Origin of the sequence: Lysinibacillus mangiferihumi (genome assembly GCF_003049665.1) — a bacterium.
GTDB lineage: Bacteria > Bacillota > Bacilli > Bacillales_A > Planococcaceae > Lysinibacillus > Lysinibacillus mangiferihumi.
Genome location: NZ_PYWM01000007.1, coordinates 24,342 through 40,386 on the forward strand (window position 1 = coordinate 24,342; position 16,045 = coordinate 40,386).

15 protein-coding genes are annotated in these 16,045 nt (G+C 38.2%); all 15 read right to left on the bottom strand.

All coding sequences use genetic code 11. The annotated features are described in order from the left end of the window. Positions 1 to 12: 12 nt before the first annotated feature. Positions 13 to 1,386 carry a replication initiation and membrane attachment family protein gene (locus C9J37_RS08755; RefSeq protein ID WP_235617065.1) on the bottom strand — a complete coding sequence of 458 codons (1,374 nt, stop codon included), beginning with the start codon at positions 1,384 to 1,386 and terminating at the stop codon, positions 13 to 15. A gap of 18 nt (positions 1,387 to 1,404) precedes the next feature. Further along, positions 1,405 to 1,875, bottom strand: a complete 471-nt coding sequence (gene nrdR / locus C9J37_RS08760) for a transcriptional regulator NrdR (protein WP_024363821.1) — start codon at positions 1,873 to 1,875, stop codon at positions 1,405 to 1,407. Positions 1,876 to 2,043: 168 nt separating this feature from the next. Further along, on the bottom strand, positions 2,044 to 3,066 hold the full coding sequence (locus C9J37_RS08765) for a glyceraldehyde-3-phosphate dehydrogenase (RefSeq protein ID WP_025220297.1): 1,023 nt from the start codon (positions 3,064 to 3,066) through the stop codon (positions 2,044 to 2,046). A 379-nt stretch (positions 3,067 to 3,445) separates the two neighbouring features. Next, positions 3,446 to 4,039 carry a dephospho-CoA kinase gene (gene coaE, locus C9J37_RS08770; RefSeq protein WP_107895030.1) on the bottom strand — a complete coding sequence of 198 codons (594 nt, stop codon included), beginning with the start codon at positions 4,037 to 4,039 and terminating at the stop codon, positions 3,446 to 3,448. 13 nt (positions 4,040 to 4,052) lie between these two features. Beyond that, positions 4,053 to 4,925: a bifunctional DNA-formamidopyrimidine glycosylase/DNA-(apurinic or apyrimidinic site) lyase gene (mutM, locus tag C9J37_RS08775; protein ID WP_107895031.1), complete on the bottom strand. Its 873-nt coding sequence runs from the start codon at positions 4,923 to 4,925 to the stop codon at positions 4,053 to 4,055. Positions 4,926 to 4,936: 11 nt separating this feature from the next. Then, positions 4,937 to 7,564 (bottom strand): DNA polymerase I, encoded by a 2,628-nt coding sequence (gene polA, locus C9J37_RS08780; protein ID WP_107895032.1) that lies wholly within the window; start codon positions 7,562 to 7,564, stop codon positions 4,937 to 4,939. Between the two features lie 210 nt (positions 7,565 to 7,774). Next, positions 7,775 to 8,206 (bottom strand): DNA polymerase I, encoded by a 432-nt coding sequence (locus C9J37_RS08785; protein WP_107895033.1) that lies wholly within the window; start codon positions 8,204 to 8,206, stop codon positions 7,775 to 7,777. Between the two features lie 363 nt (positions 8,207 to 8,569). Beyond that, positions 8,570 to 9,571 (bottom strand): protease modulator HflC, encoded by a 1,002-nt coding sequence (gene hflC / locus C9J37_RS08790; protein WP_107895034.1) that lies wholly within the window; start codon positions 9,569 to 9,571, stop codon positions 8,570 to 8,572. After that, on the bottom strand, positions 9,571 to 10,557 hold the full coding sequence (hflK, locus tag C9J37_RS08795; RefSeq protein ID WP_107895035.1) for an FtsH protease activity modulator HflK: 987 nt from the start codon (positions 10,555 to 10,557) through the stop codon (positions 9,571 to 9,573). Before hflK ends, hflC begins: the two co-directional genes overlap by 1 nt. A 148-nt stretch (positions 10,558 to 10,705) precedes the next feature. Next, entirely contained in the window at positions 10,706 to 11,425 is a 720-nt protein-coding gene (locus C9J37_RS08800; RefSeq protein ID WP_107895036.1) for an LrgB family protein, read from the bottom strand. Then, a complete protein-coding gene (locus C9J37_RS08805) occupies positions 11,422 to 11,787 on the bottom strand; it encodes a CidA/LrgA family holin-like protein (RefSeq protein ID WP_107895037.1) in 366 nt (121 codons plus the stop codon). Before C9J37_RS08805 ends, C9J37_RS08800 begins: the two co-directional genes overlap by 4 nt. 243 nt (positions 11,788 to 12,030) lie before the next feature. Then, a complete protein-coding gene (gene pnpS / locus C9J37_RS08810; RefSeq protein WP_107895038.1) occupies positions 12,031 to 13,584 on the bottom strand; it encodes a two-component system histidine kinase PnpS in 1,554 nt (517 codons plus the stop codon). Further along, entirely contained in the window at positions 13,581 to 14,297 is a 717-nt protein-coding gene (locus C9J37_RS08815) for a response regulator transcription factor (RefSeq protein ID WP_024363810.1), read from the bottom strand. The genes pnpS and C9J37_RS08815 overlap by 4 nt, the downstream gene beginning before the upstream one ends. A 55-nt stretch (positions 14,298 to 14,352) precedes the next feature. Further along, positions 14,353 to 14,793 carry a MaoC/PaaZ C-terminal domain-containing protein gene (locus C9J37_RS08820; RefSeq protein ID WP_024363809.1) on the bottom strand — a complete coding sequence of 147 codons (441 nt, stop codon included), beginning with the start codon at positions 14,791 to 14,793 and terminating at the stop codon, positions 14,353 to 14,355. Positions 14,794 to 14,982: 189 nt separating this feature from the next. After that, positions 14,983 to 15,921, bottom strand: coding sequence for a malate dehydrogenase (gene mdh / locus C9J37_RS08825; RefSeq protein ID WP_024363808.1), 939 nt, complete (start codon positions 15,919 to 15,921; stop codon positions 14,983 to 14,985). Positions 15,922 to 16,045: the final 124 nt, after the last annotated feature.

Sequence of the window (16,045 nt, forward strand, 5' to 3'; positions counted from 1 at the left end):
CGTTCACCTACTTTACTTATCGCTTTTTCCAAGCATTGCTAATATTTTTTGGCGCTCTTTTTCAAAATCCATCGTACTTGAAGAAGCGCTCTCGTCTGGTTGCTCATTGCGTTTATAAAACCATTCAGGTACTTTTTCCTTACGCTTATTATCCGCTCGCCCTTTGACATACTGATTATTATTTTTAGCTGGTGCCTGTGGTTTATTTTTCCACGTTGTATATTTATCATGTTCTTGACGTGCAAGTTCCATTGCTTCCTTCGCCGTCTTAATGTTTTTTCGCACCCAGTGATCGGCAATGGTTTCCACATACTTTTTAGGTAGCTTCATATCCGTAGATAGCATGACATATTCAAGTAGTGCATTAACCACGCCTACCGGCATCCCATGTTGCACGATTAAGCTCTCAGCTAATTGTACAGATGTTTGCAATGGCTCTTTACCGTTATTAATATCTCGCAACACTTGGACAGGAGGTGTTGACTCTAAATAATGTTGCAACTCCTGATCTTTTGTTTTTTGAACAGCATCTTCCTCAACCGGTGGAGTATATACTTTGGCAAGCTTTGGTGGCTCTTTTGAAACAGTAAGCTTATAAAAATCGGCTGCCGCTTTTCGTAATCGTTCTTGTGAAATACCTAACTCATCATCAAGCGCTAAAATAACAACCTTTTGCATATCCAATGCCGTTAAATGATAGAGGAATGCTAATTTGGCAATTGTTTCACGCACTTCAAGCGTCAGTAAATTTGCGGGTACTAACTGGTCAGATAAACCTGCCTGTAGCAACTCAAAATCAAATTGCTCAAAATAAAACGGATAGACCTTTTGTGCATTTTCTTTGCTATCAATGCCACCCTGCAAATCGGTAGGAATATTGGTATTAACCGGTTTAAAAACATCCATAAAGGCGCGTGATACATCTTTATATTCTGTACCCCTTATAGGCTGAATAAAACGTTGGCGCAACTTCCGATACGCCTGCTCTCCGATTTTACTAAACAAAAACATTGATAATAAAGGATCTTTCATAAAGCTATCTGCATCAAGCGGGCGCATAAGCTCGTATAAAAAGCTTCGCTGTTCTGCCTCTTCTTTTTTCCAAGTACGTAACAAACCGATTGCTTCAAGTGCAATACGTGCTTCGAACACTTTACCGATTGGTAGTCCTAGCACATTCATTAAATAATAATGATTCATTTGCTGTTTTGGCATTTGCTCTGCTTCAGCCCATAGTGTTAAATAAAGACTGATTGGTTCAGCACCCGTTAGAGGTTGATAAAATAACGTGACTAATTGACGTTCCATCGTGGAAAGCGCATGAGGTAGACGAATGTCAAAAGTATCTGCGGGCTGCAATTCTTTATACAAATGAATCAACGTCATTCACCCTCTCTGTTTTTCCTAAGATTTTTGCTCTGTTTGACGTTGAATAATTTCTTTTATTTCCTCAATAAATACATTGATATCCTTAAACTGACGATAAACCGAGGCAAATCGAACATAGGCCACCTCATCAATTTTTGCCAAACGATCCATCACCATTTCTCCTACATCCTCTGATCGTACCTCAGCGTTCCCAATACGGCGAAGGTCTTTTTCAATAGATAGTACAAGTCCCTCTAAAACATCTAAAGCAACAGGACGTTTTTCACAAGCACGAATAAGACCGCGCAGCACCTTCTCGCGGCTAAACTCTTCCCGTGAGCCTTCTTTTTTCACAACGACTAACGGTGTTTCTTCAATTTTTTCAAACGTTGTAAAACGAAAGCCACACGACTCACATTCACGACGTCTACGAATTTCTTTATTATCATCTACTGGCCTCGAATCCACTACGCGTGTTCCGTTAAATTGGCAAGAAGGACATCTCATATTTTTACTCTCCTGATTCCACAACAATTTGATATTTGTATTATAACAAATTTCCTACAAATAAGAAAAGTTCATTTGGTGCCAGGCACTCAAACAATTTGCTTTACATCCTAACTTACAAAAAAAGCACATTGAAACCATAAGATTTCAATGTGCCAATAGCGTTCATTATGCGTTAACTGTTTCTAGCGCTTTTGCAACTTTTTGCACTAGGTCTACAACACGTGCAGAATAGCCCCACTCATTATCGTACCAAGCAAGTACTTTTACTTTACGGTTACCCATCACCATTGTTGAAAGTCCATCAACTGTAGATGAGTATGTTGTTGTATTGTAATCAGCAGATACAAGTGGCTCAATTGAGAAGTTTAAAATACCTTTCATCGGCCCTTCTGTTGCTGCTTTGACAAATGCAGCATTAACTGAATCAACTGTCACGTCTGTATTTAAATCTACAACAAGGTCAACTAGTGATACGTTTGGTGTTGGAACACGAAGTGCCATACCGTGAATTTTGCCTTCTAATTCTGGTAACACTAATTTTAATGCTTTTGCAGCACCTGTAGATGTTGGAATAATCGATTGTGCACAACCGCGCGCACGACGTAAATCTTTATGTGGGTTATCTAAGTTTTTTTGGTCATTTGTATATGCGTGAACTGTTGTCATTAAACCGCTTTCGATACCAAATGTATCATTTAACACTTTTGCAACTGGTGCTAAGCAGTTTGTTGTACAAGAAGCATTTGAAATAACATCATGTTTTTCAACATCAAGCTTTTCATCATTTACACCTAAAACAATTGTAACATCTTCGTTTTTACCTGGAGCTGTTAAAATTACTTTCTTTGCGCCTGCTTCAAGGTGCATTGCTGCTTTCTCACGATCATTGAATTTACCAGTTGCTTCAATTACAATATCCACGCCCATTGTAGCCCATGGTAATTTTAATGGATCACGTTCGCTAATAATTTGGACACGTTTACCATTTACAATTAAAGCATCATCTGCTGGTTCAACCGTACCTTCGAATGTTCCGTGATTTGTGTCATACTTAATCAAATGTGCTAACGTTTCCGCTGGGTAGCTTGCGTTAATTGCAACAATATTTAAACCTTCCTGTACGATCGCTTGGCGGAAAACCATACGTCCGATACGTCCGAAACCGTTAATAGCAACTGATACTGTCATTATAAAATCCTCCTGTGAGTGCATACTCATATTCATTATATACTTTATGCTAATTAGTATAACACAATTTTAAAAAAGATGAACATTATATATCCATAATAAAAAAGTTCTTATTTTCTGAAAAATAGCACCTTTTTTGAAATAAAAAAATTCAGTACTTCATGCTTATTATTACGCTTATAAACAAAAAAATGCACAGCAATAATTGCTGTGCCTAGAATGCCTTTGGCTACAAACTGGTTGATTTCTTCTATGGGCGAGCACCCCAACTAATCTAAGATGTGGTACAAAAAGGTTAAAAATAACAAAGGCATCAAGAATAATCTCTCGATGGCTTTTTGGAGCTTCTCTGTGTAGTAATTAACGTTGCGCTTTTTGACTAAAGTACGCCCCAATGCGTCAGAATTTTCTTTAACTGCTCTTCTGTTTGTTGTAAATTTTCATTGTTGTAAATCACCGCATGTGCACTTTTTTCTTTCACAGACATGGGTAACTGTGAATGCATACGAGCTAGCGCATCTTCCTTTGATAATTGATTGCGCTCCATTAATCGTCGAAGTTGCACTTCTTCACTAACAGAAACAACAAGTATTCGCTCTACAAAATGCTCCAATTTACTTTCAAACAGTAATGGAATATCCATCACGACATGCTTTTGTCCAGCCTCTATATATGCATCGCGTTGGCGTAACATTTCCTGACGAATAGCAGGATGCATAATATCATTTAAAATTTTGCGTTTCGCCGGCTCATGAAAAATAATATCACCAAGCTTTGGACGATTTAAGTTGCCATCTTCAAGTAAAATGTCTGCACCAAAATTTTGGACAATAAGTGCCAACGTCTCCGTTCCTGGTGCCACAACATCACGCGCTACAACATCTGCATCGACAATCGGTAATCCAAGCGCTGTCATCATTTTGGCGACTGTACTTTTACCACTTGCAATACTTCCTGTTAGTCCGATAATCATAGTAAATTCCCCTTTAATGTTGACAATTTGGACAATACACCGATGTACGTCCACCAATTGTCATCTGACTCGTCCCTGTTCCACACACTGGGCATATCTTCTTACCATACATTTGTAATCGGTTTTGCATGCTTCCTGCCTCGCCATTAATATTACGATAATCCGAAATCGTTGAACCTCCCGCATTAATGCTCTGGCGCAGGACGTCAACAATTGCCTCAAAAAGTGCACGTTTTCGTTTTTCACTTATGCGGTTCATTTTGCGGGCAGGATGAATTTTTTGAGCAAATAATGCTTCTGTCGCATATATATTGCCACAGCCCGAAATCACTTGTCCGTCCATAATCACTTCTTTAACAGCTTTTTTCTCGTATTTCGGTAACATGGATTTGGCTATAAAATAATCACATGCTGTCTCATCAAACGGTTCAGGTGCCATTTTTGTCAGTGGCGCATGATCTTCAATTTTCGTTAAAAATCGCAACTCACCAAAACGGCGAATATCTGAATAAATTAAATAGCCACCATCTGCCATTTGAAAAGTCGCATGAATATGCTTTTTAAATTTTTCTTCATTGATTTCTTCAGGCGTGTTGACGATAAACCATGCACCCGTCATGCCTAAATGACTGACTAATACATAGGATACGTCTTCTTTCACCAAATGAAAAAATATATATTTTGCACGACGCTCAATCTTCGTAATCGTCATTTGAGATAATGCCATCTCAAATGCATCGGGCTCAGCTTGCTTAACGATACATTGCTTTCCTTCATCATAAGAAAAGCGGACAATTTCTGACAGTTGAACCTGCTTAATTGTGCGACCTTCAACTTCCGGCTTTAATGCCTGCACGACACCTTCTACCTCTGGTAATTCAGGCATTTTACCCCTCCTTACTTTGCTTCGTACCAAGTTGCCCCATAGTTGAAATCCACTTTCAATGGAACAATCAACTCAATGGCATTTTCCATAACCTCTGGTACAATTTTTTCTAGCAAGCCAATTTCTTCTCTAGGAGCTTCAAAAATTAATTCATCGTGCACCTGTAAAAGAAGTTTTGCTTGCATGTTTTCCTTTTTCAAGCGAGCATCCATATCAATCATAGCTTTTTTAATAATATCTGCAGCGCTTCCTTGAATCGGCGTATTCATCGCTGTGCGCTCTGCAAAGCTTCGTAGATTGAAATTCGAACTCGTGATATCTGGTAAATAACGACGACGATTCAATAACGTTGTGACAAAACCATTAAATTTTGCATCCTGGACAATCTCATCCATATAGTTTTTTACACCAGGGAAGCTGGCAAAATATTTCTCAATAAAAATTGCTGCTTCCTTACGTGTGATATCTAAATTTTGTGATAATCCATAATCACTAATGCCATACACGATACCGAAGTTAACTGCCTTGGCAGCTCTACGCATGTTGCTATCAACTTCGTCTGCGGTTACATGGAAAACATCCATCGCGGTACGTGTATGAACATCCATGCCTTCACGAAAAGCTTCCACTAAGTTTTTATCCTCTGACATATGAGCAAGTACACGCAACTCAATTTGAGAGTAATCCGCAGAGAAAAGAATCCAATCTTCTTGTGATGGCACAAATGCCTGACGAATTTTTCGCCCTTCCTCTAAACGAATTGGAATGTTTTGTAGGTTAGGGTCCGTTGAGCTTAGGCGACCTGTTGACGTCAATGCCTGTTGGAAGCGTGTGTGTACTTTTCCGTCTTCTTTATGAATTTCTTTTAGCAAGCCTTCAATATACGTTGATTGTAACTTACCGAGCTGACGGTACAGTAAAATATGCTCGATAATGGCATGCTCTGGCTTTAATTTTTCCAACACATCTGCTGCTGTGGAATAACCTGTTTTCGTTTTTTTAATCACTGGTAAACCTAGCTTGTCAAAAAGAATAACGCCTAATTGCTTCGGTGAATTGATATTGAATGCTTCGCCCGCTTCCGCATAAATTTCCTGCTCAATCACTACTAATTTATTACTTAGCTCCTGCCCCATCGTTTCAAGTGTGGCACGATTTACTGTAATCCCTTCACTTTCCATTTCACTTAAAATCGACGCAAGTGGTAGTTCCAAGTTTTTATACAGTTCAAACTGTTCATTTTCCTTTAACAATGCCTCTAGTTTAGGTTGTAATGTCCACACAGCAAACGCTTTACGACTAACATGTTCAGCTAGTACATCACTTGCTGGTATAGCACGTTTTGCTCCTTTACCATAGACCGCCTCATTTGCTTGTACTTCTCGATAGCCTAAATCTTTTGCAAGTGTTGCCACATCATCACCGCTAAGTGCAGGGTTATTAATATAGGAAGCGAGCAATAGGTCAAACTCCACCCCTGCTAAACGAATACCCGCACGCTTTAAAGCCGCCTGTGCTGCTTTCGTATCTGTTATATATTTAATCTTCGTAGCATCTTCTAACCATCGACGTAGCAAATCTGATGACGAAGCCACTTCAAATGGCACATAAATCGTAGCTGTGCCATCTGTTAAAGCAATACCTAGTTGCTGACAAGTATGATAATGCTCATCTTCTAACTCTACATGTATCGCCATAACGTCCTTTAAGTGCTCTGGCTTCACTTCTTGTACAATGTCAAAAGCAAATGGTGCCTGTTGGTGTTCTTCCACAGTAAAATTACTTTTATCTAGTAGTGATTTGAAACCGAGCTCCTGCCACACACTAATTAGTTCTTCTTCATTTGGTCCACCATAAGCAAGGTCATTTAACGTTAAATCAATCGGTGCTTCAGTAAAAATTGTAGCAAGCTTTTTACTCATGAATGCCTGCTCTTCATTGGCAACAAGCTTTTCTTTCATCTTGGAAGCCTTTAACGTATCCATCGCTTCATACAGTGCCTCAACTGAGCCATGCTCTTTTAACAATTTAACAGCCGTTTTTTCGCCAACACCAGGTACTCCAGGAATATTATCAGAGGCATCCCCCATTAGACCTTTCATATCTATAATTTGAAGAGGTGTTAAGCCATACTTTTCTTCGATAAATGCAGGTGTGTTTTTTTCGATTTCCGTAATGCCTTTTTTCGTAATATACACTGTTACCTTATCCGTTGCGAGCTGGGTAAGGTCACGGTCTCCTGACACAATAATAACTTCCATATCCTGTCCTGCTGCTTCTTTTGCCAATGTGCCAATAATATCGTCCGCTTCGTACATGTCAAGCTCATAGCGTTTAATTCCATAAGCATCAATCAGTTTGCGAATATAAGGAAACTGCTCTGAAAGTTCTGGTGGCGTTTTTTGACGGCCACCTTTATATTCCGTAAATGTATCGTGACGGAATGTCGTTTTACCTGCATCGAAAGCAACGAGCATCTTCGTCGGTTGTTCTTCCTCCAAAATTCGTTGCAACATTGTTGTAAAGCCGTACACTGCATTGGTATGAATACCGCTATCATTTGTCAGCAGTGGCAATGCAAAAAAAGCGCGGTAAGCTAAACTATTACCGTCTAGTAATAGCAATTTTTCCTTAGTCATCTTATTTCCTCCTGAAGTTGTCGTTCTTTTCATTGTAAAACGAAAACGTATGTTTGAAAATGCCTCTTTCCTCTACTTTATCGGGAAAACAGACTTTTTACCAATCATAGGGACGCAGATCAGTTGAAAAATTAAAATCACGCAACATTCCATGGTATTTTCAGTTAAATCCATAAAAAAAGTCAATTGCACATGCAATCGACTCTACTCTTATTGACTAACATTTTTAGCTCTTTCTTGACGAAAGAAAATTTCCTCATAAATAACTGTCATCATGAAAGCATTCATAAAAGCAATAACAAAAAATAGCGGCATACCGCCTAGTTTTAACTGTGTTAGTCCTGCACTAAACACCATGACTACGCCGATTTGCGCGAGAAAGAAAATAAAACCAATGCCCACCTGCCAAATTGGACGTTTCTCTTGCCGTTTCTCGTACCAAAATATTTTTTTAAAAGCTTTGCGTACATCCTCTGCAATAACTAATCCTAATAAAAATAAAATAACAAAAAATACCGGTATATGATAAACACTGTTCGTCATCCAAGCAAAATCAGATATACGAAAGAAAAGTGTAAAAAACGATGCGATGCTACAAGCAATCCCTAAGTTTTGGAGCCACGTGCTAATGGTTAGTTTCACAGCTATTACCCCCATCTATCATTTCTAAACAACATCATTTTATCAGAAAATAGCAGTCTATAACACAACCAATTATTTGTTAGAATTAATTTCATAGTTTGGATACTAGCATTACTACAAGGTCAAAAGAGAAAAAGTGTTAGATTGATGGCAGTCAATCTAACACTTTTTTGCTACGCTGTTATTGTCCGCTTCGGCGGTGCTTTCTGTTCAGCACAGTAAGCCGCAATCCTCGCTAATGCACGGAATGCCCGCGTCTTACGCTGTGTGCGTCCAAAGCAGAAGTCACCGCTTAGCTCCTAACAACTAGTACTATCTATTATATTTAGCTATTCTTTATTAACCCCTGCAAGGATTCCAGTATTACTCTATATAGCCTGATAACACTTTTGCATACGGTGAAGTAGACGGCAAGATAATCACCGTATCCTCACCAACTGTTTTCTTGTACGATTCTAACGTACGGTAGAGCGAATAAAATTCTGGGTCTTTAGAGAAGGAGCTATTGTAAATTTTAGCTGCCTCCGCTTCTCCTTCCGCTTGTATCAATGCTGCTTCTTTATTAGCTTTTGCTAGCATTTCTTGCACTTCTTTATCTGTTTGTGCTTCGATACGGCGTTTATCCGCATCACCTTGTGATAAATATAGTTGTGCAGTTGATTGTCGTTCTGAAACCATACGCGTAAATACGGACTGCTCATTTTCCGCTGGCAAATCCGTTCGACGAATACGTACATCTACTACTTCAATACCGTATTTATCGTTAAGCAATAATTCATTTACACGTGCTGTTACACGATCATTTAAACTACCTCTTGAGGAATTTTCATCATTAATGATTTCATCGTATTTAAGTTGACCAAGCTCTGTTCGAATGACAGAATAAATAAACTCCTCCATTCTAGATTCCGCCTTCGCCAGCGTACCCGCATTGGAGATTAGTGCTTTTGGATCTGTAATGCGCCATACTGCATAATTATCAATAATGATACGTTTTTTGTCCTTTGTATTAATCTCTTCCTCCGAAATATTATAGGTCATTTGATTTTTGGGTAGCGTTGTTACACTTTGAATAAATGGTACTTTCATTTTAAGCCCTGGATCACGTTCAAATTTTACTACTTCCCCAAATTGTCGAACAACAGCATATTCAGATTCTTTTACGATATATACATTAGCAAAAAGAATAATGGCAATAGCAAATACAACAGTTAATGTGACAACAAGAGAAATGTATTTTTTAGGATTCAACGGGCCCTTTTTTGACATCTTGATAACATTGTCTCCATCACTTGGAGCAGTATTTTTTGATTTCCCTGATAAAAAATTTAGAAATTTTTCAAGATCTTTATTTTTCTGGTCCATTAATTACCGCTCCCTTCTTTTTTGTCAGTTGGTGCCTGCTGTTCTTTTGGCTCCTGTTGTGCTGTTGGTTGTAATGCTTGTAATGGCAAATACTTCATCGTACTACCATCATCATTCATAATATAAATTTGTGCCTTCGGAAGAACATTTTCGAGCGTTTCTAAAATTAAACGTTCTCGTGTTATTTGTTGATTGCCCTTATATTGTTCATACATTTTATTGAACACTGCTACATCACCATAGGCTTGTTCAATACGTGCTGTTTTTGCACCAGTTGCTTTTGAAATGATGGCATCTTTTTCACCCTTCGCTTCACTAATGCGTTGGTTTTTATATTTTTGCGCTTCATTGGTTTTTGTATTTTTTGTCTCACGTGCATCTGTTACCGCTGTAAAAGCTGCACGTACCTCTGCATTTGGTAGTTCAACATCCTGCAATTTGACACCTAGAACACCGATACCAATATCATATTTTTCTATAAGTGAAACGAGCAATTCTCTCGTTTTTGCTTCAATATCTGCTTTTCCGTCTGTTAAGGCAGCATCAATTGTTGAACTACCAATAATTGAGCGAATGGCGCTTGAAGTAGCGCTATGTAATATTTCTTCTGGATTTTGTGCATTAAATAAGTACTTGCTAGGATCTGTAATTTTCCATTGCACTACAAGATCTGTTAAAACAATATATTCATCACCTGTAATCATTTTCGTTTCAACATCATAAGCTTCCAATTCACCTTCTTTATTTTGCTTATAGCCAAACTGTAAACTAAATGTTTCTCTTGACAAAATCTCAACGGATTGTACAGGCCAAGGCAATTTAAAATGTAAACCTGGATTTGTTACCGTTTCATCAGCACGGCCAAACGTGATGACAACTGCTTGCTCCGATTCATCGACTGTGTACCATGAAGTAAATACAGCGATTAGTGCTACAATGCCGAAAATCCCAAGCCCTACCATCATTAGTGTCCTTTTCACACTCATGTCTGTTCCTCCCTTATGCTTAGTACTATTGTATACGGGATATTTCATAAAAAGATTCAAAATAATTTCATAAAGTAAAATTAGATAATCCCGCTTCATTAAATTGTTTGAGTGACTGGCACACATACAATTACAAAAAAATATCCCGTCACCATGAAGGTAACAGGATATTCATAACGAAATGTTCTAACACTGGGAAAAATGTAGCTGACAACACAATGCTTATTAGGGCAGCTACAATCATCGCTAAACTAGCAAAAGTACCTTCTAGTTCTCCTAATTCAAATGCTTTTGACGTACCCGTTCCATGCGCGCCCATGCCAAGCATTAACCCTCTTGCAGATGGCTTTTGGAAACGACAGATCCGCATCACGATTGGTGCAAGCAGGCTAGCTAAAATACCCGTTGTCATAACAAAAACCGCAGTAAGCGTAGGTGAACCACCTATCATATTGGAAATATCCATCGCAATAGGCGTTGTGACAGACCGTGGCACTAAGCTATGAACTAGCTCATCATTTAGCCCAACTACTAACGCTATAATAAAGGAAGAAGCGATTGCAACGGCTGATCCGATAGCAATGCTTAGGACGATTTCAAATGCATGTTTTTTTAATAGATCAAAATTTTTATAAATCGGTACAGCAAATGCAACGGTTGCAGGCCCTAATAAATTCGATAAAATATCAGCCCCTGCATTATAAGATTCATAGGATGTACCAGTTACTAGCAACAATAAAATAATAACTAACGGGCTAATCAAAATTGGCGTAAGCCATTCTTTACTAAACTTTTGATAGAGCGCTTTGCAAGCATAAAAAATCGCAATGGTCCCTAATAAACTGATGACAGCAATCACTATGTTCATGCAGCATCACCCTTCTTTCTCTCTAACCACTGCGCAGTATAACCCGTCACTAACATTACTACAAATGCACTTACTGAAATAACGAGTATTACTTTCACGCCTTGTATACCGAATAATGCATCATAATCAATGATACCTATCGCGGAAGGTATGAAAAACAATAACAATTCACCAAGTAATAACCCTGCGCCTAACTCAATCCATTCTAACTTAATAAGATGAAACTGTAACATTAAAAATAATAAAATAAGTCCAATTATACTACCGGGAATCGGCAAGTGAAGTAAACGAGCAATGCTATTCCCAATAAATAATATTATATAAAGATAGCCAATTTGCACGAAACTTTTGACGATTTTCATGGTCAACCTTCTCTCAATTTTTTATGCTACTATACTTTACACCTAAATCTACTACGTGTAAAACAGAAAAAATCTATCCCCAAAATAAATTTGGAAATAGATTCTTCTGTGGCGAAAGCTAAAGTAGCAACCATAAAAATCTTCATACAAGTTATCAAGATTTTTTCTTAATTATTTTCGTCTTCACAAAATAGGGGGTTTCTATAAAACAGTATAGCCCTCTATTTTGAATCTTACATATAATTATTGTAAAGAATTTGTTAATTTTTTAGGAATCATTACAATCATTTTTGTGCCAACCCCTACTTTACTTTCTACCTGAATTCGCCCATGATGTGCCTCCACTAAATGCTTAACAATGGCTAGCCCTAAACCGGTTCCACCCGAATTTCTACTACGTGCACGATCGACACGATAAAAACGTTCAAAGACACGTGCAATTTCATGCTTTTCAATCCCTATACCTTCATCTTCAATTTCAATAATTCCATACATATCATTTTCCTTCAAGCGAATCGTGACGGTTGTATCTTCTGGTGAATAGGTGATGGCGTTTGTTATTAAATTCGTTACAATTTGAATAACGCGATTCGCATCCCCCATTACTTCCACATCACGAGCAATATCCACATGAAAGCTCATATTTTTTTCATCGAGTCGTGGCCCTGTTAATTCTGCACCACGTATCAGTACATCCTGCAAGCCCATAGGCATAATATTTACCGTGAAACCATGTTGCTCGATTTTAGATAACTCTAATAAATCATGGATGAGCATTTGAAGACGATTGCTCTCTTTATGCATAATTTCTAAAAAAGACAGCAGCATCTTTTCATCCTTGTATGCACCATCAAGCAGTGTTTCAGAAAAGCCTTTAATGGATGTAATCGGCGTACGCAGTTCGTGTGATACATTGGCTACAAAGTCTTTCCGTATTTGCTCTAAGCGAACAAGTTCTGTTATATCATGCATAACAATGACAACGCCTAGCCAACGTCCGTGGTCGCCAATAACAGGAGCACCGTACACTTCTTTATTATATAACTCCTGCTGTACTTCCATTTTTATTTGTTGGCGATAGGGCATTTCTGTTAAAAACACGTGGTCTATAAATTGCTCAAGCGTTTTTGGTAAGCCAATCGTACGAAAAACTTTTCCTTGTACATCCTCAAGTTGCATGCCAAAGCGCTCTAAAAATACGCGGTTGACGATTGAAATATTCCCTTCACGTCCAATCATCATAAGTGAGCTTCCCATGTTTTCAATTAACGTTTTTAACCTTTCTTCCTCTACTTCACGAATCGTCGTAATATCCTGTAAATTACGCGCTAAAATATTGATGGAATGACTAAGGGGCATCATGCGTTCCTGCTCATTCTCGTGTGCACGAGCACGGTAATTTCCTTTTGCTAGTTCAAGCGCCGTTTCGGTTACATTATCAATCGGTGCGGTGAAATTGACAATCATGTAACGACTTACAACAGCTATTAATAACAGCGTAATCGTAAATAATATCGCCAAAACACCATACAGACGGGCACGCACGTATGACAAGAGCGAGTCCTTTATTTCGATTGCTTGAGATGCGACTAATGCTTTTTTATCTTCCTCAGATAAAGTAATATGACGTTCCTCTAGTACTTTTTCGATTGCTTCTTGACTGGATGAGCTCGCCTGCTCTTTGTATTGTTCTACATAAACAGGAAAAAGCTGACCTATAACAATCATTAGGACAGCTAGAATCGTTCCGAGTGAGAGCATGAATGTCAAGAATAAGCGGTTACTCATTGATTTCATGAAGTTTTCGGCTCCTCAAATTTATAGCCAAGACCACGAATTGTTTTAATAAACATCGGTTTACGACTATTTTCTTCAATTTTATCGCGGAGGTGACTAATGTGCACATCTACAATACGAGTATCGCCTGCAAAATCATACTTCCAGACAGCACTTAAAAGCTGATCGCGCGTTAAGACACGGTTTTTGTTTTCGAGTAAATAAATAAGCAACTCAAATTCTTTCGGTGTAAATTCCAGTGCTTCCTCTTGTAAAAATACTTCAAAACGCTCAGGAAATACGCGTAATTGTCCAAATTCGTACATTTTTTCTTGAGATGCATCCTTATCCTCAATCACAACATTTTGTGTAAAGCGTCTTAAAACCGCTTTAACACGTGCTAATACTTCGCGTGGACTAAAAGGCTTTGTCATATAATCGTCAGCGCCTAATTCCAAACCAAGTACTTTATCGAATTCATCATCTTTTGCCGTTAACATAATAATCGGTGTATTCATTCGTTGTTGACGAATTTGCTTACAAACTTCCATACCATCTAACTTCGGAAGCATTAAGTCCAAAAGGATTAAATCGGGCTGAATTTCCATGGCTCTATTTAGCCCTTCTAGACCATCGGCTGCCGTCTCAACTAAATAGCCAGCCTGTTCTAAATTATATTTTAATAAGGTCGCAATAGAAAACTCATCTTCTACAACTAAAATTGTCTTTGTCATGTATATTGCCTCCGTTAGTGATTTGAAACCCCCATTTCAAATCTTAAGACGCTCGCTATAATGCCAGTGGTGGTGTCACCAGCAATGTACCTTCAATTACAAGCTGCTTTTGTTCATTATAGGAGAGCACAGAAACAGTAATAGTATTCTGTACTTTGTTGACTGCTGTTACCTCTAAAAACGTATCAAATAATTCATAATGATAGAGTGGTCCTAAATACGTTAAATGTTGTTCGATAATACGCGCTCCTGGTCCAGGTATATACTTTGAGACAGCTGACGTAATTATGCCATTTAACATAATAGTTGGTACAATTGGCTTTTTAAAAGGCGTCATCGCTGCATATTCATGCTGAATATATAATGGATTACTATCATTTGTAAGTCCTAAATAAAGCAATAAATCCTTATCTTCTATTTTTTCAGTAATATGAATTTTCTCGCCAACTGTAATTTCATCAATAGTGAGACCAAGCTTACTGTTCTTTTGAAGCAAAGATACGCCAACCCCTTTTCTATCATACTACCTCCATAGTATCAATTTTATTCTAAAAGTACAACGAAAAGCAGAATAACCATTTTATAAATAGGCATAGTATAAAGTACAAAAGTGGCTTTTTTTAATATCTTTCTGCATAAAAAAAATCGAGTAAGAATGAATCTTACTCGATTTCATAAACTATGATTAAGCTAAAACTTTCATAACTGCTTTGACAGCGTCAGCAGAATTATCTAATGCAGCCTTTTCTTCATCCGTTAATGCCAGTTCAAAGATTTTTTCAATACCGTTTGCACCAAGTAATGTTGGTACTCCTAAATAAATATCATTGTAACCATATTCACCTTCTAAGTAGGCGATAGATGGAAGTATACGCTTTTGATCTTTAATGATTGCTTCAGCCATTTCAACAAGTGCTGCTGCTGGAGCATAGTATGCGGAACCGTTACCAAGTAAGTTGACGATTTCTGCACCACCATTGCGCGTGCGATCTACAATTGCTGCTAAACGTTCTGGAGCGATTAAAGTTTCTAAAGGAATACCACCAGCAAAAGAATAACGAGTAAGTGGTACCATTGTATCACCATGACCACCTAATACAAAACCAGTAATGTCTTTTACAGAGATGTTTAGCTCTTCAGCTACAAAAGCACAGAATCGAGCGGTATCAAGTACACCTGATTGTCCGATTACACGGTTTTTTGGAAAGCCCGTTTCTTTAAATACTGTGTAAGTCATCGCATCAACAGGATTTGTCAATACGAGAATGGTTGCGTTTGGTGAATGAGCAGCGATTTCTTTTGAAACAGTTTTCATAACGCCTTGGTTGATTTGAACTAAGTCGTCACGGCTCATGCCAGGTTTACGTGCGACACCTGCAGTAATGATGACTACATCAGAATCAGCAGTATCTGCATAGTTAGAAGTACCTTTTACAAAAGAATCAAAACCTTGTATTGGCGCAGCTTCCCACATATCTAAAGCTTTACCCTTTGTTGGATTTTCAGCTTGTGGGATATCGACTAATACAACATCGCCAAGTTCTTTTTGCGCTGCTAAAAATGCTGCAGTTGCGCCGGTGAATCCGCCACCGATTACTGAGATTTTTTTACGTTTCAAAGTCATTTGAATACGCTCCTTTTAATTTAGGATATATGCTAAAAAAGGGAGGAGAATAAATTCTCTCTCCCTCGATTAAACCAGGTACTACTATTACTGTAGCAAACCAATTTTACATGAAACAAACATC

What these genes read in the sequence shown, in the direction of transcription:
- C9J37_RS08755 (WP_235617065.1), bottom strand. Translation starts at nt 1,386, where the DNA reads ATGACGTTGATTCATTTGTATAAAGAATTGCAGCCCGCAGATACTTTT.
- nrdR (WP_024363821.1), bottom strand. Translation starts at nt 1,875, where the DNA reads ATGAGATGTCCTTCTTGCCAATTTAACGGAACACGCGTAGTGGATTCG.
- C9J37_RS08765 (WP_025220297.1), bottom strand. Translation starts at nt 3,066, where the DNA reads ATGACAGTATCAGTTGCTATTAACGGTTTCGGACGTATCGGACGTATG.
- coaE (WP_107895030.1), bottom strand. Translation starts at nt 4,039, where the DNA reads ATGATTATCGGACTAACAGGAAGTATTGCAAGTGGTAAAAGTACAGTC.
- mutM (WP_107895031.1), bottom strand. Translation starts at nt 4,925, where the DNA reads ATGCCTGAATTACCAGAGGTAGAAGGTGTCGTGCAGGCATTAAAGCCG.
- polA (WP_107895032.1), bottom strand. Translation starts at nt 7,564, where the DNA reads ATGACTAAGGAAAAATTGCTATTACTAGACGGTAATAGTTTAGCTTAC.
- hflC (WP_107895034.1), bottom strand. Translation starts at nt 9,571, where the DNA reads ATGGACCAGAAAAATAAAGATCTTGAAAAATTTCTAAATTTTTTATCA.
- hflK (WP_107895035.1), bottom strand. Translation starts at nt 10,557, where the DNA reads ATGAGTGTGAAAAGGACACTAATGATGGTAGGGCTTGGGATTTTCGGC.
- C9J37_RS08800 (WP_107895036.1), bottom strand. Translation starts at nt 11,425, where the DNA reads ATGAACATAGTGATTGCTGTCATCAGTTTATTAGGGACCATTGCGATT.
- C9J37_RS08805 (WP_107895037.1), bottom strand. Translation starts at nt 11,787, where the DNA reads ATGAAAATCGTCAAAAGTTTCGTGCAAATTGGCTATCTTTATATAATA.
- pnpS (WP_107895038.1), bottom strand. Translation starts at nt 13,584, where the DNA reads ATGAAATCAATGAGTAACCGCTTATTCTTGACATTCATGCTCTCACTC.
- C9J37_RS08815 (WP_024363810.1), bottom strand. Translation starts at nt 14,297, where the DNA reads ATGACAAAGACAATTTTAGTTGTAGAAGATGAGTTTTCTATTGCGACC.
- mdh (WP_024363808.1), bottom strand. Translation starts at nt 15,921, where the DNA reads ATGACTTTGAAACGTAAAAAAATCTCAGTAATCGGTGGCGGATTCACC.